Raw genomic sequence first — 17,827 nt, 5'->3', positions numbered from 1 at the left:
GTTCGGTTGATTTCAGGTTGTATTGTAGCTCATATTTGAGCAATCGTGCTTCTATGTTGTTGCTGCACTACGCTTCAAGGGCAGGTCTTCATGTTCGAGCTACCACCATTTCGTCAGTGCCCTCGCTGCAAGAAGGAGACGTTCGGCACACTTTCTGTCGGCGACAACAGCGTAACGAAGCGCTGTCAGCAGTGTCGCTACTCGCACGATGAAGGACTGCCCGACCTAGACAAGCGCGTCATATACCTGGATCAGTTCGCAGTCAGCGAGCTGTACAAAACGAAATCAAAAACGCGAAAGCCAGGCGCTGCTCACGAGAAATTCTGGCAAGATTGCTATGCTGCGGCAAATCGAGCCTATCTGCGCCAACAGGTAATCTTCCCGATCTCGAACCTCCACGCCGACGAGACTATCGTCTGGCATTCTCCTGAGGAGCTCAGGCTGGCGCATGAAATGTTCAGCGGGGAAACCTCCCTTGAGCGTACTGAGGTGATTGCCGCTGAGCAGGAATGGCAGTTTGCCGAAGCTTACATAAAGAAACAGCCGGCGCCGGCGATTAGCTTCAACGTGGACGACATTCTCACGGGCGAGCGCAATGTGTGGCTACCGGTGTTCCACATCAACGTGAACTCTAACATGTCGATTTTCGCTCCAGGCATTCGGAGCGACCGCGCAACAGCAGAAGCGAGTTTGCAGGATCTCGCAGATCAATGGGCTCAGAAAAAACCAACATTCGACGAGGTGTTGAAGCACGAACTCAACGCCTACGGACCGGCGATGCGTCAAGCGTTAGTGGCTCAAATTAAGAGGAATGAAGCCGCGATGGCTTCCAACGATCCATCGAGCGTCCTGCAGTTGAGCTTCAACCTGATCAATCGATATCAGCAACTGACTGATCTCTTCATAAAAAGTGGCACGCCTCGTAACGCAGCATTCAACGAAGTCTTGAAGTTTCTGGATTGGCCCGAAAATCATTTCCAACCGGCGCACCGGATTTTTGCTTACCTTTTCGCTGCGCTTGCTTGGAGGATCTCTTCCGGGCAGCGCACAGCGATGAAGGCGAGCATCCTCAACGACTTCAACGCAATCGCGACGTATGCCCCATTTGTCGACGCAATGTTCGTCGATCGCCAGTGCGCATCGCTGCTAACCCAAGGGCGCCTTAGATCAGAGATAAGTTACAGGGCAAAAATCTTTTCGATGAACGATCCGAACGCATTCATCGGTTATTTGGATGACATCTCAGAACAAGCTCCGCCGGAGATCGTAATGCTCTCGAAAGACCTGTACGGAGCGACGTGAAGCAGTGACATTGCGTGACATCGACGCGCGATCATCATCGAATCAAAAACAGCCGCCTAATCTGTTGATGTAAGCACACGAACATCACTGCACTTCACGAAAACGCTTTGAAAAAAGGCCGATTCGGAATTCTATAAACAAAACTGCGGGCAAGTTGCTGTTTGTGCTGTCGATTTAGAGTGCGCCCTATGAGCGCCCTAAGAATGTCGTGGACAGTCTTATTTCGGACTCTTGACGACGATTCCACCCCATGCAACTCATTGAATCGTAAGTGATTTTCGAGGTAGGGGAAATTGGAGCGGGTGAGCGGAATCGAACCGCCGTTCTCAGCTTGGAAGGCTTCCCCGCCCGCATAATTTGGCGTCACGCTGTCTCACCCTAAAGTAAGCGTGGCGTTGAGGCCCTTGAGAATTTTTGTACTCAGTCCTGAGAGCACCGCCAGAAGAGTCTTCTTCTGCAAGGGTGCTCACAATGGACGACCATTCGGATGACATAAGACGACCGTTGTCATCGCGTATCGAAGTGTACGCAGGCGCAGGTCGAAAGCGCTGGCCGGACGACTTGAAGGCACAGATTGCCGCGGAAAGCCTCGAGCCGGGGGCGATTGTCACAGATGTCGCGCGTCGCCATGGGTGCCGGCCCCAGCAGGTGCACGACTGGCGGCGCCGGGCGCGTTTGGGCCAGTTGGTACTGCCGGCTTCGGCGGACACGCTGTCGTTCGTGCCGGTGGTATCGGAATCGGCGCTACCGGCGGCCGCAGAGCCCACCGGGTCGCCGGAAGCAGCCGTTGTGACGGTTGAGCTCCAGGGGGCACGAGTTGAGGTGCGAGGGACGCCTGGCCTTGCTGTGTTGAGTGATGTGTTCTTGGCGCTTCGACGGACACGTTCATGCTGACGCCGCCCGCGAGCCTCATGATTTACGTGGCGACGCAACCTGTGGACTTCAGAAAAGGTGCGGAGGGCTTGGCGCTCTTGGCAAAGGAGACGCTGGGCCATGACCCGATGAAGGGCGTGGCGGTGGTCTTCCGTGCGAAGCGCGCTGACCGTGTGAAGATTGTCGTCTGGGATGGCAGCGGCCTTGTGCTGTACTGGAAGCGGCTCGATGGCAGCGGCTTCAAATGGCCTCCCATCGTGGCCGGCGTGATGCGGATGAACGCTGCGCAGCTGTCGGCGCTGCTTGCTGGCATGGATTGGACGCGCATGCACGCACCTCGAATCCCGCAGCCGAAAGCGCTTGCGTAAAGATATAAATCTTCGCTGCATCGGGGCGCGAAGCATGGCAGACTCGGGCCAATGAGTGATTTGCCTGATGAGCTGCCGAGCGATCCAGCCGAGTTGCGCGTCTTTGCCGCGGCTCTGCTGGATCGCTGCGCCAGGCTCGAGCGGTTGCTCAAGCTTGCAAAAGATGCGCAGTTCGGTCGATCCTCGGAAAAGCTGGACGCTGATCAGTTACAGGTTGTTCTGGAGGACATCGAAGAGGCCGTCGCGGCTCTCGAAGCAGCCGAGGATCGCGCCAATCCCAGAACCTGCGAGAAGAGAACTGCCGAGCGTAGAACCAACCGTGGTCAACTTCCGGAACATTTGCCGCGCATTGTCGAAATCCTGATACCGGCCGAGACCTGTTGCCCGTCTTGTAAGGGCGACCTCTTCGAGATCGGTCACGATGAGAGCCAGAGGCTAGACGTCGTACCGGCGCAGTATCGCGTCATCGTCACCCGCCGGCCCAAACTGGCCTGCCGCGCCTGTCATGGCGTCGTCCTCCAGCACGCTGCTCCCGAGCGATTGATCAGGGGTGGATTGCCCACTGAGCGGCTCGTCGCGCATGTGATCGACGCCAAGTATCATTGGCATTTGCCGCTTTACCGCCAGGCGCAGATGCTGGCGACGCACGGTATCGCCATCGACCGTTCCACGCTCGCCTTCTGGGTAGGCTATGCCGCCCAGGAATTGAAGCCCTTGTGGCATCGTCTGCGCCAGCTTCTGCTCGCCTCTTCGAAGCTCTGTGTCGATGAGACCCCGGCGCCGGTGCTGGACCCGGGGCGCGGCAGGACCAAAACCGGCTACTTCTGGGCGCTGTCACGCGATGACAGGCCCTGGGCCGGACCTGACCCACCTGGCGTGGTTTACGCCTATGCACCGGGCCGTGGGGCCGTTCATGGCTTGCAGCTGCTTGAGGGCTATCGCGGCATCATCCACTGCGACGGCTATCAGGCTTACAAGACCATGACCCGAGAGACGCGTGTGGACGCCTTGTCCGGGACGCTCGCCTTCTGCTGGTCGCATCTGAGGCGCCAGTTTGTGAAGATCGAGCGCGAGGTTGCTCCGGCGCCAGCTCCGGTTGCCCGCGAGGCTCTTGAGCGCATCGCCCAGCTTTACGCGGTCGAGAAAGCGCTCCGCGGCCGATCAGATGCCGAGCGCCGTGCTGGCAGGCAGGCGCATGCCCGACCTCTGGCTACAGCCTTGAAGCAGTGGTTTGAGGCCAAGCTTGATCACCTTGCACAGAAGAGCGACACGGCGAAGGCCTTGCGTTACGCGCTGCGTCATTGGGATGGCCTGACGCTCTACCTTGATGACGGGCGCATCGAGATGGACACGAATGCTGTCGAGCGTGCGATGCGGCCGATCAAGCTCAACGCCAAGAACTCCCTTTTTGCCGGTTGCGACGAGGGCGCCGAGAATTGGGCAGTTCTGGCTTCGTTAATCGAGACCTGTAAGCTCAATGGCGTCAGTGCCGAGCACTGGCTCGCTGATGTTCTCGCGAAGCTCGTCAATGGTTGGCCTGCGGCGCGACTGGACGAACTGCTCCCTTGGGCGTCGATCTACACGATGCATGCACACGATCCGAGGCTGGCGGCATGAGCCTGAACACGACCGCGGTCCGGATCAAGGTGACCCTCGAGGACGTGAAACCGGAGGTGATGCGATGCCTTGTCGTGCCGCTCACGCTGCGCCTTGATCGGCTGCATCTGACGCTTCAGGCGGCGTTTGGCTGGACGAATAGCCATCTCTTCGAGTTCCTGGCTGGCGAAGGACGTTGGGGTATTCCTGATCCCGATGGAGATTTTGGCCCTCAGCCCATCGATGCTCGCAAGACGCGGCTCTCCAATATCGTTCACGAGACCGGCGCGAAGACGATCCATTATCTCTACGACTTCGGCGACAGCTGGGATCACGTGATCAAGCTCGAAAAGTGGTTCGACAACACGACAATGGAGGGACTTCCCGTCTTGCTCGAGGCCGCGAGCCGTTGTCCTCCGGAAGATGTCGGCGGTGCGTCAGGCTATGCCGAATACCTCGACGCCATTAGCGACCCCACCCATCCGGAGCACGAACAAATGCGCCTCTGGGGCCCCGAGCAGTTTGATCCCAACGTCGTCGACCGGAAGGCGCTCGAGGCCGCAGTCAACGCATTGTCGGAAATATGGAAGCCGCGCCGGCGCACCACGCGTTCAAAATAGACGTCAAGCACCAATCAAATGGGCCTCAGAGCTACGCTTACACCCTAAACCACCGCAAACATCTTGTTTTATAGGGTTTTTCGACGTTTTCCGCGAATTATCGTTACCCTTCAAATGCTTGGTCACTCCGACCCTTTTGCCACCAAAGTTGCCACCAAAACGAAGAGCATGTTGTTTTCGCGCTACGTGCGCTGCAAATTATTTACAACTGTAAATAGAATTCAGGTATAGTTCTATTCATGGGCAGCGCAAACAGCGAAGCCAAACCAACCGGAGCAGATCATGAATAAAGTAATCGCACAAAACGGCAGCCGCGTAGTTCGTACCTGCAACATGAATTCAGCTGGCCTGTTTGAAAGCCGCCTGTATGTGAACAAAGGCGATACCGCCACCCTGATCTGCGCCAAACATAAAACCCTGGCTGGCGCTCAAAAATGGGCATCGAAAGCTGTTGCGTAATGGGAGCCGCCGAAGCAAAGGCGCTTCAACAGCGCCAGCGCCACTACGACGAGGCGCACCATCAATTGCGTGTGCAATGGCTTAATAGCGAATCGCCAACTTGGGGCGACGGATCGCCAGTTGGTTCGCATGATCGTCTTATGCTAAAAAGTGGCAGCGAAGAATGCCTGCGTTTAATTCGCGATCAAGGCATGTCGACAAATTCAGTTGATCTTTCCGACCTGGCATATATCGCCGAGCTAGACGCTAGTGCGGCGGTGGATACACGTACGCCATCACCGCCATGGCGGCCTGAATAACCGTACCAAGAGCAGACAGACCGGCGGCGATTGCAGCATAGATCGTCGCCTTTTTCATTGTGTCGTGCTGACGCGATGCGAGGATGTGCCGCGCTAAGTGGCCGCGCTGCGATCCTTGAGTTTCAGTAACGAAGTCCAGCAAATCGGCGTCGCTCATTTTCGAATATGTCGCGTAGTCTTCCTGTTTCATGCGTCCACCCTCCCCCCCCCCGCAATCAAGGATAGAGTGAGTCGTGGAAAACAAGAACAATTCACTTGATTTGAGAAGTGCCTGCAACACAAAGCGCGAGGCAACTTACCACCGAAGTTGCCACCAAAATAAATTGCGCACGACGAAAACCGCCGCTAACCAATTGAAAACATTGGAGCGGGTGAAGGGAATCGAACCCTCGTATTCAGCTTGGAAGGCTGCTGCTCTACCATTGAGCTACACCCGCATCACTGGCTCCCTAACACGACCGGGCGGCAGTCTCAACTGCTCCGGACCGGACTTTCCCGCCTTGCGGACAGGCCAGTTCCCGCCCCCGGGGCGCCCCTTAACGGCGGCGGGATTTCGGCCTATATTCAGAGTCCCGAAACCAACGAAAGGAGGTGATCCAGTGTCTTATCTCAAGCGCTGTCACCTCGCTGGGATCGCCCGCTAGGCTTTGACGAAAGGCCTGGCATCGGGGCGCTCTCAGCCCTGGACCAGCGAGCAAGAAATCGGGCGCGACGGGGCCTCCCCGCCGCGCCTTTTTCGTGGGTGGGCGCCTGCGTGGATGGCTCCGCTCAGGCCGGCGGCTCGCCTGCAAGCACCTCGCGGATCTTCTGCGACAGCTCCGATTTCCGGTACGGCTTCCTGAGCAGCGCCAGGCCGGGATCGAGGTGTCCTTCGTGGACGATGGTGTCGTCGGTGTAGCCGGAGGTGTAGAGCACGCTCGTCCCCGGCCGTCGACGCCGGACGGCTTCGGCCAATTCCCGTCCGTTCATGCCGCCGGGCATGATGATGTCCGTGAACAGGAGATCGAATTTGACGCCCTGGTCGACCAGCGCAAGCGCGGCTGCGCCGTCGCTGGCGGCGAGCGTGCGATAGCCGAGGGTGCCGAGCTGGGCGATGACATAGCCCTGCACCAGCGGATCGTCCTCGACCACGAGGATCGTCTCGTGCCCGCGTGCCGCCGCGGGCGGCTGAACCGGCGTCGTCCTGGCCGGCGCCTCGCCCTTCGACCGCGGCAGGAACAGCCGCATCACCGTGCCGCGCCCCTCCTCGCTCTCGATGACGACGGTCCCGCCGGTCTGGCGGGCAAAGCCGTAGACCATGCTCAGCCCAAGTCCGGTGCCGCGGCCGACGCCCTTGGTGGTGAAGAACGGCTCGAACACGCGCTCGCGAATATCGGCCGGGATGCCATGACCGGTGTCGGCCACCGCGATCATCACGAAGGCGCCGCGCATGACATCGCCGTCGCCGGCACCGCTGGTGCCGTCGAGCTCGCGGTTCGCGGTCTCGAGCGTGAGCCGGCCGCCGGCCGGCATCGCGTCACGCGCATTGACGGCGAGATTGACGATCGCCGACGAGAGCTGCGACGGATCTGCCATCGCGGACCAGGCGTCCTCCGCGAGCCGGGTCACGAGCTCGATATGCTCGCCGAGGATCGGCTTGAGCAGCTTCGCCGTTTCGACCACGAGTGCGTTGACGTCGATGTCACGGGGCTCCAGCGGCTGGCGGCGCGCGAAGGTCAGCAATTGCGATGTGATCTCGGCGCCGCGCGCCGCCGCATCGTCGATCAGCTGTGCGATCGCGGCGAACTCGGGCTTGTCGGCAAGCCCTTCCTGGATGATCTCGATGGTGCCGGTGATGACCGTGAGCACGTTGTTGAAGTCGTGAGCGACGCCGCCGGTGAGCTGACCGATCGCGTCCATCTTCTGGGATTGGCGCAGCCGCTCCTCGGCCTCGTGCTGCGCGGTGAGGTCGGTGGCCGACCCGCGATAGCCCATGAAGCGTCCGTCCGCGGCGAAGATCGGCTGGCCGTTGACGTTGAAATGATGCATACGGCCGGCCACGTCGCGCCCGCGATATTCGAACTTCCGGAATGGCTCATGGCGGTCCAGCGTCGCCACGTGCGCGCGCCATTTCTCAGGCTCGGCCTCGCGGTCGGAGGCGGCATCGACGCGGTGCTTGCCGACCAGCGCCTTGTTGTCCATGCCGAAGGCGCCGGCCCGGTCGGATACGTAGGTGAAGCGATGATCCGGTCCGGTCTCCCAGAACCAGTCGGACGCGGTCTCGGCATAGTCGCGGAAACGCTCTTCACTGGCACGCGCGTCCTCTTCGGCGCGCCGGCGGATATTCAGGTCGCGCTCGAGATTTGCGTTGGCCTCGCGCAGCTCGCCATAGGCGCGCCCGAGGTTCGCGCACATCGCGTTGAAGGCGTCGATCACCTTGTCCAGCTCGTCGGGATCGCGGGGCGGCCGGCGCTCGAGGTGCAAAGGCGGCGGCGGCCGCGACAGGCTGTATTGGCCGACGAACTCGGCGATGGCGGCCAGATGCCGCGTCACCAGCAGATGGAACATGTAGATGATGAACAGCGAGACGACAAAGGTCTTCGCGGCCTGGCTTGCCAGGATGACCAGGGCCCGGTTCAGCAATTGCTGATAGACCTCGGCCAGCGTCGCCTCGACATGGAGCACGCCGATCGGGCGTGACGTCCCCTGGACGCTGTAGTTCAGCGGATAGTCGCGTGTCACGGCTGAGCGGGTGCTCGGCTCGCCGACCGCGACACGGATCGGATTGGGGCGATCGGCGACCTCGCGCACCTCGGCGGCGCGAATGTCGGGCAGCCGCATGATGCCGTCGAGCTGGAGCTTGAGCTGGTTCTGGTCGAGATTCCACAGGCTCTCGCCGAGGCTGCCGGTCGTGCTGCGGCCGATCTCGTCGAGCCGCGTCTCGATGACACCGACCTCGCGGTCGTAGTCGAGATAGAGCTGAAGCGCGGTCAGCATCAGCGTGACGATCGAGGAGAACAGCAGCACGGCGGCCAGCAGGCGCGGCCCCACGCCGCTGCGCGACCAGTTGAAGATCCGCGACAACAGCGCTCCGATCATCCCTGGCGCAAATGCAGCGCCGATCCCGCTCAAATCCTGCTTCGCGGCCGCCGGGGGACCGGCGCGACTGCTGCGCTTGGAGTCCTCGTCGCCTGCGTTGCCCATGCACCACGTCCCCGGAATGGCGGCACCCTGCTCCGGACGGCGGGTCGCAGCCGCGAGCAATTCGACAGTTGAAATTCTTTCATCACGCGACCTGCGTGGCGATCCTGCCGGCCCATCGGCGGCTTGGCGGGGTCTGATCTTGCGCCCAGCAGCAGGATTCTCGCGCAAACTATCACTTCGCGTGCTGGAATGACATTGGTTAAAGTCCGCAGTCGTCTGCAAGACGGGCGAGCGGTGCGGCCGCCACACGGGTGCCACCCCAGGTGGATCGCGGCCATCCGAATCCAATGGTAGCCATGCAGGGTAAAGGAGACGCGTCATGTGGCGGATCATCGTCGCCTGCCTGTCATTGCTCGCCGCCGGTCCGTCGCACGCGCAGGAGCTGATCCGGCTCGCGCGGATCGCCGACATCCCCGATCAATATGTCGGCGGCGAGATGCTGCGGGCCGTCTACGCCAAGCTGAATATCAAGCTGGAGTTCGAGGACGTCCCCGGCAAGCGCGCGCTGGCGCTGTCGAGCGCCGGCGCGGTCGATGGCGAGATCCAGCGGATCGGAACGCTCTCCAGCGACTACCCGACGCTGATTCAGGTCACGCCGGCGATCAACTACATCGAGCCGGCGGTCTTCACGACGAAACTCCGTTTCGACGTTGCCGGCTGGAATTCGATCAGGGAGTACAGCATCGGAATCGTCCGCGGCGTCGGCTCCTCAGAGGCCGGGACACGCGGCATGGCCCGCGTCACCGCGACCACCAGCCTCGAGAACATGATCAGGATGCTCGACGCCGACCGTTTCGAGGTGATGGTCACCGATCTCTTCAGCGGGCGCGTCGCGGTGAGGAAACTCAATCTGCAGGCCAGGATTGTCCCGCTCTCGCCACCGCTGGAGCGCATCCACATCTACCATTATTTGCACGAACGCCATCGCGATCTGGTGCCGAAGGTCGGCAAGGTGATCGCGCAGATGGAAGCGAGCGGCGAGCTGGCAACGCTGCGCGAGGCGCTGGTCAAACAGGTCCTGAGCGCGCCGTGACAGCGCTGGCTGAGCTCGCGCGAAGCCGCTCACGCAGGGCAACGGCGGCAATCAGCACGCCGACGCACCAGGCCATGACCGCCCGATGAGGCTCGTCGCCGAGCAGCACGGTGATGAGCTCATCAGCAGGCACGGCGCGATTGCCTTCCCCGTCCGGCTCATCAGCGCAAGCAGGAACGGCATCGGCGCGATCGATATTTGCAGGACGTCCATGTTGAAAGACAGTATCGCCGAAGGCGTCAGAAGCCACACACATTGAGCGCGCGCGGGCGTTTTCCGCGGCGGCTTTCGACGATCCGCTCGCCGCCGTTCTCGGCCGAGCTGCCGTAATAGCGGTGGTGGCCGGACTGGTCGTGCAGATCCGCGGCTTCCGATTTTCCCGCCCGACGCGCGTCGCAGATGATCTTTATGGTCGACATGGCCGCCTCCGAAGTGTTCTTGGTGGCAATCAGTCGCCTCGGCTTTGGGCAGCGTTCACCTCCGAGGGCGGCAATCGGGTTTCAGGACGGTTTCGTCGCAACTTCCGCGACGCAATATGTTAGTCTCCGGGATTGTCGGTATCGGCGGCGCTCATACATCCTTCCGACTGCGAGCTTGAAAAACAAACGAGGTGACGATGCTTTACGCCATCCTGGCCTACCACGTGGAAGACGAGATTTTGTGCTGGACGGCAGAGCAGGACGCCGCGGTCGTGGCCAAAGTGATCGAGGTTCAGGCGCCCTTGAGGGCAAGCGGACACCTTGGGCCGGCCGCCCGTCTGGATGAGACCCGAAAGGCGCACACCTTGCGCGGCCCCGGCGCGGGCATGGTGCTGGACGGCCCGTTTGCCGAGACCAAGGAGCAGCTTCTCGGCTTCCACCTTGTCGACTACGATACCGATGAGGAAGCGATCGCGGCGGCGCGGAAGCTGCGCGAGGTCAACCCGTCAGCGGTCTACGAAATCCGCCCGGTCATGCTTTACGTGCCGGCCGACGGGTTCGGCGCGACAAAGGGATGAGCCGCCGCCTCAAGCCTCTGGTTCGGCCCGCCCGACGTAGAAGCGCTGGATCAGCAGCCCGCCAAAGGCGATGAACCACACGTAGGGCGCGACGTGCGGCGCGAAGGCCGCAACGATCGTGCCCGGAATGAACACCAGCAGCGGAAACATCGAGGCCATGATCTCGTGGCGCCAGCCGCCCAAAATCGTCCACCACAGCCAGGCATTGAGGCCGGCGATCGCGGTCAGATGCAGGCCGTAGAGCACGGCCACCGCGCTGCTCATGCTGTAATTGGTGTAGAGGCCGTTGGTCACCGGCAGCAGCACGATCGACAGCAGGAAGAACAGGTTGAGGATCACCATGCCGCGGCCGCCCACGGGCTGGCGTGCGAGCCGGCGGTGGTGGCTGATCCAGAACACGCCAGCGATGATGAAGCTGAGCGCGAGACCGGCGAGCTTGCCGGAATAGACATGGGCGAGATCGCTCCAGCTCGGGGCACTGGTGAACACCGCGGCCTTGGGCAGGTCGTAGGCGAGTAGCGTCATGGCGACACCAAAGATGGTGTTGCTGAGCGACTCCAGCCGCCGCATCTCGAACTGGTCGGGCTTGAGCTCGGTCATGCCGGTTGCGCGGTTCTCGGGCTGGAACTTCGGGCCGTCTTGTCCCTAGATCTTAACATTGGTTCCGTCCAGCCGCATTGCGATTCATGCCGGGATCGCCGACTCTCACCCTTTCACCGGGGCGATTCGTGGCGACATATCTGGACACGCTCAATGCGGAGCAGCGCCGCGCGGTGGAGCATGGCGTCGCCGACGGCGCGACCGTGGGCGCGCCCCTGCTCGTCATCGCCGGCGCGGGCTCCGGCAAGACCAATACGCTCGCCCATCGCGTCGCGCACCTGATCGTCGCGGGCGCCGATCCACGACGCATCCTCCTGATGACGTTCTCCCGCCGCGCCGCGGCCGAGATGGCCGGCCGGGTCGAACGCATCGCACGAAAGGTACTGGGCGAGAACAACGCCGCAATCATGCGCGATGCCCTCACCTGGGCCGGCACGTTCCACGGCATCGGCGCGCGGCTCCTGCGCGAATATGCCGAGCGGATAGGCGTCGATCCAGCCTTCACCATCCACGACCGCGAGGATTCCGCCGACCTGATGAATCTGGTTCGGCACGAGCGCGGCCTGTCGAAGACCGAGAGCCGCTTTCCGGCCAAGGGCACGTGTCTGTCGATCTACTCGCGCTGCGTCAATGCCGAGATGGAGATCGAAAAAGTGCTCGGCCAGCACTATCCTTGGTGCGCGGGCTGGGCCGCCGAGCTGAAGGGCCTGTTCGCGGCCTATGTCGAGGCCAAGCAGACCCAGCACGTGCTGGATTACGACGACCTCCTGCTCTACTGGTCGCAGATGATGAGCGATGCGCTGATCGCCGAAGAGATCGGCGGCCGCTTCGATCACGTGCTGGTCGACGAATATCAGGACACCAACCGCCTGCAATCCTCGATCCTGCTGGCGCTGAAGCCGGATGGACGCGGGCTGACCGTGGTCGGCGACGACGCGCAGTCGATCTATTCGTTCCGCGCCGCCACTGTCCGCAACATCCTGGATTTTCCGCAAAGCTTCTCCCCCCGCGCCGAGATGATCACGCTCGACCGCAACTACCGCTCGACGCAACCCGTGCTGGCGGCGGCCAACGGCGTCATCGGGCTAGCGCGCGAGCGCTTCACCAAGAACCTGTGGACCGACCGCACCTCGTCGCAGAAGCCACAGCTCGTCACCGTCCACGACGAGGCCGACCAGGCGCGCTACATCGTCGAGGAGGTGCTGGCCAACCGCGAGCAAGGCGCGCTGCTCAAGCACCAGGCGGTGCTGTTCCGGACGTCCTCGCATTCCGGTCCGCTGGAGATCGAGCTGACCCGCCGCAACATTCCCTTCGTCAAGTTCGGCGGACTGAAATTTCTCGATGCCGTGCATGTCAAGGACGTGCTGGCGCTGCTGCGCTTTGCCGAAAATCCGCGCGACCGCGTCGCCGGTTTCCGCATCCTGCACCTGTTGCCCGGCGTCGGCCCCGCCACCGCGCAGCGCGTGCTCGACCAGATGGCGGAGAGCACCGACCCGCTTGCCGCGCTCGGCCAGCTTGCGGTGCCGCCACGCACCGGCGACGAGTGGACCGACTTCGTCCGCACGGTCGGAAATCTGCGTTACTCGGAATGGCCCGCCGATCTCGAGCGCGTGCGGCTCTGGTATGAGCCGCATCTCGATCGCATCCACGAGGATTCCGAGACGCGCCGCGCCGATCTCATGCAGCTCGAGCAGATCGCGAGCGGCTATGCCTCGCGCGAAAAATTCCTGACCGAGCTCACGCTCGACCCGCCGGATGCGACCAGCGATAAATCCGGTCCTCCGCTCCGCGACGAGGACTATCTGATCCTCTCCACCATCCATTCGGCCAAGGGCCAGGAATGGAAGTCGGTGTTCGTGCTCAACGTCGTCGACGGCTGCATGCCGTCGGATCTCGGCGCCGGTACCTCGGCCGAGCTCGAGGAGGAGCGCCGCCTGCTCTATGTCGCGATGACGCGCGCCAAGGACGATCTGCATCTCGTCGTGCCGCAGCGCTTCTTCACCCACGGCCAGCAAGCCAAGGGCGACCGCCACGTCTACGCCTCGCGCACCCGCTTCGTCCCGGAATCCCTCGTCTATCTGTTCGAACGCACCGCCTGGCCGAAGGCGGCTTCGGCTGCGGCCCGCGCGGCGGCGCAGGGCCCGAAGATCGATATCGGCGCGCGGATGCGGGGGATGTGGCGGTAGCGCAGGCTTGTTTAGACGTGTTTTCCCAACGCGAACCGGTATCCTCTTCGCTCCAAAACGCTTTAGGCGTTCAGCCGGTCGAACTGGACCTTGCCTGCCTTCATCACCATCGGGATATGCTCGCCCTGGCCGAGCAGGCCGGCCACATCGCGCAGCGGGTTGCCGTCGACCACGAGCAGGTCCGCAATAGCGTCGGGCGCGATCCGGCCGAGCTTGCCCTCCATGCCGAGCACTTCGGCGCCGATCAAAGTCGCGCTGGCGATGACGGAGCGCGCTCCCAGAATTTCGGCGCGAATGCGGAATTCGTCGCTCTGGAGGCGTTGAGAAGCTCCAAGCAGATCGCTGCCAAATCCCATCTTTACCCCGGCGTCGCGATAGATCGCGAGCGAACGCAGACCGGCGTCGCGGACATCGGCGATCTTGGCCACGCTCTCCGGCGGCAAGCCGTATTGGGCGCCCTCGTTGGCCAGCGCCTCGTAGGTGACGAGGGTCGGCACCACATAGGCACCCTTTTCGGCCATCAGGCGCGCGGTCGGAGCATCGACCAGATTGCCATGCTCGATGGTGCGCACGCCGCAGCGGACCGCGCGTTCGATGGCGGCAGCGGTGTAGGCGTGGGCGAGCACGTAGGTCTGGCGCCCGCGCGCCTCCTCGACGATGGCGCGGATCTCGTCCTCGGAGTAGCCGAAGGCGCCGACCGGATCGGTCGGTGAAGCGACGCCGCCGGACGCCATGATCTTGATCTGGTCGGCGCCCATCTGGAGCTCCTCGCGTGCCGCCCTGCGCACGCCATCGACGCCGTCGGCAACGCGCGCCAGCGCCCCGACACGCACGCAGCAGGGACACGGGGCGTCGCTCGCGAGGTAATCCGAGCGCGCCCGCATATCACCGTGGCCGCCGGTCTGGCTGAGCGCACGGCCGGAGACGAACAGCCGCGGCCCGTCGGTCAGGCCGGTCTCGATCGCCTGCTTCAGCGCATGGCCGGCGCCGCCGGCGTCGCGGACGGTGGTAAAGCCACGCCGCAGCATGCCGCGCAGCAGCAGCGTCGAGCGCAGCGTCACCAGCACGTTCGGCATGTGCACCTGCTGCGCCAGGTTAAGCTCAACGGCGATGGCGTGCACATGCAGGTCGATCAGGCCGGGCATCAGCGTCCTGCCCTTGAGATCGATGGTGCGATCGGCGGTGGCCTGGATCGGCCGGTCCGAGACCTCCTTGATCAGGCTGTCTTCGACCAGCACATCATGGCCTGCCAGCAATTCCGCCTGGAGCGGATCAAGCAGCGCGGCGTTCTTGAAGAGGATGCTGGACATCGCGGAATCCTGTCAGAAGTCGGCCGGCGCAAGCAGCGCCGGCAAGGTGAGCTGGGCAAAGGGAAGGCACGCGGCGATATCGTCCTCGCCATACCAGCCCGCCTCGTGAAGCAGATTGAGCGAGCCGAGCGTACGGCCGCGCCAGCGCACGGGCATGTTGAGCACGCTCGCGCAGCCGAGCGAGGCGATCAGCTCGTGGTCGGAGAACACCTTGCGCAGATCGTCCCGCGTTCGGCCGATATAGGCCTCGCCGCGGTCGAGCACGGCCTCGGTCCACGGGCCCGGCGCGAGGCGCTTGCGTCCGCCGGTCGGATACGGACCGGGAAGATTGGAATAGACCCGCGCGGCTTCGCCGCTGTCGCCGTCGTAGGTCAGGATCGTGAACAGCTTGTGCCCGATCGCCGACTTCACGGCTTCGTCGAGTGCCGCGAACAGTGCATCCGGCTGATCCGCCCTGCTCTGCGCCGCCGCGACGGCGCAGAGCCAGGGATCAGCGGTAACTTTCGTCCGCGTCATGCAACTTCACCCGCCGCGATCTCTTCCAGCGAGCGGCCGCGCGTCGGCACGCCCATCAGCACGACGGTGACTGCCCCGAGCAGCAGCACAGTGGTGGTGACCCCGAATACGCCGGCGAAGCCGAAATTCGGATAGAGATAGCCGACCAGGATCGGCGAGACGATCGCGCCGATGCGACCGATTGCGGAGGCGAGCCCGGCGCCCGTGGTCCTGACCGGCGTCGGGAATACTTCGGCGGTATAGGCATAGACGCCCGCATAGGTGCCGTTCATGAACAGGGACAGGAAGATCCCCGCCGCCATGATCTGCTGGTCGCTTTGCGCGAAGGCGAGCCCGAGCGCGCTGGCACCGCCGAGCACCATGTAGGTCGCGATCGTCGCCTGCCGCCCGATGCGCTCGTTGAAATACGCGGCGCTGAAATAACCGGGGATCTGCGCGCAATAGATCGCGATCGAATAGGCGAAGCTCTTGGTAATGCTCATCCCGTTCTGGACCAGCAGGCCGGGGATCCAGACGAAGAAGGAATAATAGCTGAAGGTGATCGCCAGCCACATGATCCACGTCATGATGGTGATGCGCGCCTGGCGGCCGGCGAGCAGCGCCGCGAAATTGGCGAGCAGCGTTCCGGTAGCTCCGGCCGGCGCCGTCGCTTCGACGACCGGCTGCGGCAGGACATGGCCCGCGCGCGCAAAGCCTGCCTCGATCCTGTCGAGGACGGCTTCGGCTTCCTTCTCCCGCCCCCGGCTTTCGAGCCAGCGTGGCGATTCCGGCAGCGCCCGGCGCCACCACAGCAGCATGACGACCGGCACCGCTGTGATCACCAGCACGATGCGCCAGCCGTTCTCGTAGGCGGGAACGATGAAGTAGCCGAGCAAGGCTGCGGCGACGAAGCCGAAGGAGAAGAAGCCGGCGAGTGCGCCGGTAAAGCTGCCGCGATAGCGCCGCGCGACGAACTCCGCGAGATAGGGCGCGATGATCGCGCTCTCCGCGCCGGTCCCCATGCCGGCGACAACGCGGGCGGCAAAGAAGGACGGCCAGGTATCGACCATCGCGCTCACGATCGATGCTGCGCAGTAAAGCGCCAGCGCCGACATCATCACCGCGCGGCGCCCGATCAGGTCACCGAGCGTACCGGCGAACAACGCGCCGAACAGGAAGCCGATATAGGTGCTGCTGCCGAGCACGCCGATCTGGACGCTCGACAGATTCCACGCCGTGCGCAGCACCGGCAGGATGAAGGCCAGCACGGCAGCGTCCATCGCGTCGAATGCGTAGCCGAGCCCGCCCATCAACAGCAGATGCGTGTGGAAACGCGCGAATGGAAGGCGCTCGACGCGCGCCGAGATCATCGACATGAAAGTCCCCTCAGTCTTGGCGGCCCGGCGCTCCGCGTGTCCCTTGGGGAACCATAGACAAAGTGACATTATCGTCATAATTTATAATCATGATCTAATATATCACCATGGTGAATATCTGTGTCGTTCCGCGCGCTCGACCTCAACCTCCTGAAAGTCTTCGAGGCGCTGATGACCGAAGGCAGTGTCACCCGCGCGGCGAGCGCGCTGACGATGACGCAGCCCGCGGTCAGCAACGCACTCGCACGACTGCGCGGCGCGCTCGGCGACCCCCTGTTCGTCCGATCAGGCACCGGGATTCGTCCGACCCAGCGCGCCGTGGTGCTGTGGGAGCCGATCGGCGAGGCGCTGGAAAGCGTCCGTGGCGCGCTCGACGAGCAGGTATTCGATCCCGCCCGCGCGCAGACCGAGTTCAGCCTGTCGATGTCGGACTACGTCGCCTCGCTGGTGATGCCGAACCTCCTCGGTCATCTCGGCAAGGTCGCGCCCAAGGCGCGCGTCCACACCGTCCCCAACACCATTTTGGAGATCGCCGATCAGCTCGAGGACAACAGGGTCGATTGCGTGCTGAGCGTCTACGTCAACGAGGCGCAACAGCCGGCCGCCATTCGCTCGCGGTCGCTGTGGACCGTCGACTACGCCTGCTTCATGCGGCGCGGCCATCCGCTCGCCGCGATGAAGCGGCTGAGCACGCGCAGCTTCCTCAATGCGGGGCACGTGGACGTGAGCCTCGCCGGCAAGACCTTGCCGTCCTACGATCTCTTCCTCGCCTCGCGCGGGCTGTCGCGCAACCTAGTCGCGACCGTCAATCATTACAGCGCCGCCTACGAGGTCGTGCGCCAGTCCGACCTGATCGCCGTGCTGCCGAGCGATCTGCGCTCGCAATCCCGGCACGCGCCGTTCCTGCACGCCATGCCGATTCCGCTCAAGGCGCCACCGCGCATCGTCAGCCTGTTCTGGCACCAGCGCAACGACACCGTGCCGGCGCAGCGCTGGCTGCGCGAGACCCTGGTCGAGATGTTCGCCAGGTCCGATTGATCCCGCCGGCGCGGTGAAAAACTGGAAACCATGCCTTTCCCGGAGCAGCATTGTCGAAGCGGCCTCCGCGCCCTAGCTGCACAGCAAACAAT

At 63.0% G+C, this 17,827-nt stretch carries 17 protein-coding genes, 1 tRNA gene and 1 pseudogene; 10 read left to right on the top strand and 9 right to left on the bottom strand.

Annotated features, from left to right (window positions below):
• Positions 1-90 precede the first annotated feature (90 nt).
• The 6 genes from ACVJ5M_RS19975 to ACVJ5M_RS19950 all read left to right on the top strand — a co-directional run bounded on the left by ACVJ5M_RS19975 (position 91) and on the right by ACVJ5M_RS19950 (position 5,218).
• A complete protein-coding gene (locus ACVJ5M_RS19975; protein WP_231142185.1) occupies positions 91-1,302 on the top strand; it encodes a hypothetical protein in 1,212 nt (403 codons plus the stop codon).
• Between the two features lie 471 nt (positions 1,303-1,773).
• Positions 1,774-2,196, top strand: coding sequence for an IS66-like element accessory protein TnpA (tnpA, locus tag ACVJ5M_RS19970; RefSeq protein ID WP_231142008.1), 423 nt, complete (start codon positions 1,774-1,776; stop codon positions 2,194-2,196).
• Positions 2,190-2,543, top strand: coding sequence for an IS66 family insertion sequence element accessory protein TnpB (tnpB, locus tag ACVJ5M_RS19965; protein ID WP_231142412.1), 354 nt, complete (start codon positions 2,190-2,192; stop codon positions 2,541-2,543). Before tnpA ends, tnpB begins: the two co-directional genes overlap by 7 nt.
• Positions 2,544-2,594: 51 nt before the next feature.
• Positions 2,595-4,160 carry an IS66 family transposase gene (gene tnpC, locus ACVJ5M_RS19960; RefSeq protein ID WP_456679379.1) on the top strand — a complete coding sequence of 522 codons (1,566 nt, stop codon included), beginning with the start codon at positions 2,595-2,597 and terminating at the stop codon, positions 4,158-4,160.
• Positions 4,157-4,759 carry a plasmid pRiA4b ORF-3 family protein gene (locus ACVJ5M_RS19955; RefSeq protein ID WP_456679378.1) on the top strand — a complete coding sequence of 201 codons (603 nt, stop codon included), beginning with the start codon at positions 4,157-4,159 and terminating at the stop codon, positions 4,757-4,759. Before tnpC ends, ACVJ5M_RS19955 begins: the two co-directional genes overlap by 4 nt.
• Positions 4,760-5,041: 282 nt before the next feature.
• The gene (locus tag ACVJ5M_RS19950) at positions 5,042-5,218 is read left to right on the top strand and encodes a hypothetical protein (protein WP_354098544.1); all 177 of its coding nucleotides are present in this window, start codon (positions 5,042-5,044) and stop codon (positions 5,216-5,218) included.
• A 246-nt stretch (positions 5,219-5,464) separates the two neighbouring features.
• Here the strand turns inward: ACVJ5M_RS19950 and ACVJ5M_RS19945 are convergent, their stop codons facing one another.
• The 3 genes from ACVJ5M_RS19945 to ACVJ5M_RS19935 all read right to left on the bottom strand — a co-directional run bounded on the left by ACVJ5M_RS19945 (position 5,465) and on the right by ACVJ5M_RS19935 (position 8,700).
• Positions 5,465-5,707: a hypothetical protein gene (locus tag ACVJ5M_RS19945; protein WP_354098545.1), complete on the bottom strand. Its 243-nt coding sequence runs from the start codon at positions 5,705-5,707 to the stop codon at positions 5,465-5,467.
• 173 nt (positions 5,708-5,880) lie between these two features.
• Positions 5,881-5,954: transfer RNA gene (locus ACVJ5M_RS19940), tRNA-Gly, on the bottom strand.
• A gap of 331 nt (positions 5,955-6,285) precedes the next feature.
• On the bottom strand, positions 6,286-8,700 hold the full coding sequence (locus tag ACVJ5M_RS19935; RefSeq protein WP_354100395.1) for an ATP-binding protein: 2,415 nt from the start codon (positions 8,698-8,700) through the stop codon (positions 6,286-6,288).
• A gap of 319 nt (positions 8,701-9,019) precedes the next feature.
• On the opposite strand from ACVJ5M_RS19935, the gene ACVJ5M_RS19930 reads away from it, so the two are divergent.
• On the top strand, positions 9,020-9,733 hold the full coding sequence (locus ACVJ5M_RS19930) for a substrate-binding periplasmic protein (protein WP_231142188.1): 714 nt from the start codon (positions 9,020-9,022) through the stop codon (positions 9,731-9,733).
• Here the strand turns inward: ACVJ5M_RS19930 and ACVJ5M_RS19925 are convergent.
• Positions 9,708-9,946: pseudogene (locus ACVJ5M_RS19925) on the bottom strand (hypothetical protein). The gene ACVJ5M_RS19930 and the pseudogene ACVJ5M_RS19925 sit on opposite strands and share 26 nt — an antisense overlap.
• A 26-nt stretch (positions 9,947-9,972) precedes the next feature.
• Positions 9,973-10,152 carry a hypothetical protein gene (locus tag ACVJ5M_RS19920; protein WP_028149875.1) on the bottom strand — a complete coding sequence of 60 codons (180 nt, stop codon included), beginning with the start codon at positions 10,150-10,152 and terminating at the stop codon, positions 9,973-9,975.
• 197 nt (positions 10,153-10,349) lie between these two features.
• Between ACVJ5M_RS19920 and ACVJ5M_RS19915 the strand changes: the two genes are divergently transcribed.
• Positions 10,350-10,730 carry a YciI family protein gene (locus ACVJ5M_RS19915; protein WP_231142189.1) on the top strand — a complete coding sequence of 127 codons (381 nt, stop codon included), beginning with the start codon at positions 10,350-10,352 and terminating at the stop codon, positions 10,728-10,730.
• Between the two features lie 9 nt (positions 10,731-10,739).
• Here the strand turns inward: ACVJ5M_RS19915 and ACVJ5M_RS19910 are convergent, their stop codons facing one another.
• Complete coding sequence (locus ACVJ5M_RS19910; RefSeq protein WP_231142190.1) at positions 10,740-11,330, bottom strand: TMEM175 family protein; 591 nt, start codon at positions 11,328-11,330, stop codon at positions 10,740-10,742.
• A gap of 128 nt (positions 11,331-11,458) precedes the next feature.
• Here ACVJ5M_RS19910 and ACVJ5M_RS19905 point away from each other — a divergent pair, with 128 nt between their 5' ends.
• A complete protein-coding gene (locus ACVJ5M_RS19905) occupies positions 11,459-13,516 on the top strand; it encodes an ATP-dependent helicase (protein WP_231142191.1) in 2,058 nt (685 codons plus the stop codon).
• Between the two features lie 62 nt (positions 13,517-13,578).
• On the opposite strand, the gene ACVJ5M_RS19900 is transcribed toward ACVJ5M_RS19905, so the two are convergent.
• From ACVJ5M_RS19900 to ACVJ5M_RS19890, 3 genes are read right to left on the bottom strand one after another with little or no spacing between them, the layout of a single operon-like run.
• Positions 13,579-14,826 carry a metal-dependent hydrolase family protein gene (locus ACVJ5M_RS19900; RefSeq protein ID WP_354078083.1) on the bottom strand — a complete coding sequence of 416 codons (1,248 nt, stop codon included), beginning with the start codon at positions 14,824-14,826 and terminating at the stop codon, positions 13,579-13,581.
• A gap of 12 nt (positions 14,827-14,838) precedes the next feature.
• Positions 14,839-15,342 (bottom strand): GAF domain-containing protein, encoded by a 504-nt coding sequence (locus ACVJ5M_RS19895; protein ID WP_071912729.1) that lies wholly within the window; start codon positions 15,340-15,342, stop codon positions 14,839-14,841.
• A complete protein-coding gene (locus ACVJ5M_RS19890) occupies positions 15,339-16,697 on the bottom strand; it encodes an MFS transporter (protein ID WP_166092534.1) in 1,359 nt (452 codons plus the stop codon). Before ACVJ5M_RS19890 ends, ACVJ5M_RS19895 begins: the two co-directional genes overlap by 4 nt.
• A 114-nt stretch (positions 16,698-16,811) precedes the next feature.
• Here ACVJ5M_RS19890 and ACVJ5M_RS19885 point away from each other — a divergent pair, with 114 nt between their 5' ends.
• Positions 16,812-17,735 carry a LysR family transcriptional regulator gene (locus ACVJ5M_RS19885; protein WP_341850573.1) on the top strand — a complete coding sequence of 308 codons (924 nt, stop codon included), beginning with the start codon at positions 16,812-16,814 and terminating at the stop codon, positions 17,733-17,735.
• The last annotated feature ends 92 nt before the right edge of the window (positions 17,736-17,827 follow it).

The organism is Bradyrhizobium sp. S3.7.6 (genome assembly GCF_054061875.1).
This window is presented reverse-complemented; position numbering and strand designations above follow the sequence as displayed.

Excerpts from the sequence above, each read along its gene's own strand:
- ACVJ5M_RS19975 (WP_231142185.1), top strand. The coding sequence starts at position 91 with ATGTTCGAGCTACCACCATTTCGTCAGTGCCCTCGCTGCAAGAAGGAG.
- tnpA (WP_231142008.1), top strand. The coding sequence starts at position 1,774 with ATGGACGACCATTCGGATGACATAAGACGACCGTTGTCATCGCGTATC.
- tnpB (WP_231142412.1), top strand. The coding sequence starts at position 2,190 with ATGCTGACGCCGCCCGCGAGCCTCATGATTTACGTGGCGACGCAACCT.
- tnpC (WP_456679379.1), top strand. The coding sequence starts at position 2,595 with ATGAGTGATTTGCCTGATGAGCTGCCGAGCGATCCAGCCGAGTTGCGC.
- ACVJ5M_RS19955 (WP_456679378.1), top strand. The coding sequence starts at position 4,157 with ATGAGCCTGAACACGACCGCGGTCCGGATCAAGGTGACCCTCGAGGAC.
- ACVJ5M_RS19950 (WP_354098544.1), top strand. The coding sequence starts at position 5,042 with ATGAATAAAGTAATCGCACAAAACGGCAGCCGCGTAGTTCGTACCTGC.
- ACVJ5M_RS19945 (WP_354098545.1), bottom strand. The coding sequence starts at position 5,707 with ATGAAACAGGAAGACTACGCGACATATTCGAAAATGAGCGACGCCGAT.
- ACVJ5M_RS19935 (WP_354100395.1), bottom strand. The coding sequence starts at position 8,700 with ATGGGCAACGCAGGCGACGAGGACTCCAAGCGCAGCAGTCGCGCCGGT.
- ACVJ5M_RS19930 (WP_231142188.1), top strand. The coding sequence starts at position 9,020 with ATGTGGCGGATCATCGTCGCCTGCCTGTCATTGCTCGCCGCCGGTCCG.
- ACVJ5M_RS19920 (WP_028149875.1), bottom strand. The coding sequence starts at position 10,152 with ATGTCGACCATAAAGATCATCTGCGACGCGCGTCGGGCGGGAAAATCG.
- ACVJ5M_RS19915 (WP_231142189.1), top strand. The coding sequence starts at position 10,350 with ATGCTTTACGCCATCCTGGCCTACCACGTGGAAGACGAGATTTTGTGC.
- ACVJ5M_RS19910 (WP_231142190.1), bottom strand. The coding sequence starts at position 11,330 with ATGACCGAGCTCAAGCCCGACCAGTTCGAGATGCGGCGGCTGGAGTCG.
- ACVJ5M_RS19900 (WP_354078083.1), bottom strand. The coding sequence starts at position 14,826 with ATGTCCAGCATCCTCTTCAAGAACGCCGCGCTGCTTGATCCGCTCCAG.
- ACVJ5M_RS19895 (WP_071912729.1), bottom strand. The coding sequence starts at position 15,342 with ATGACGCGGACGAAAGTTACCGCTGATCCCTGGCTCTGCGCCGTCGCG.
- ACVJ5M_RS19890 (WP_166092534.1), bottom strand. The coding sequence starts at position 16,697 with ATGTCGATGATCTCGGCGCGCGTCGAGCGCCTTCCATTCGCGCGTTTC.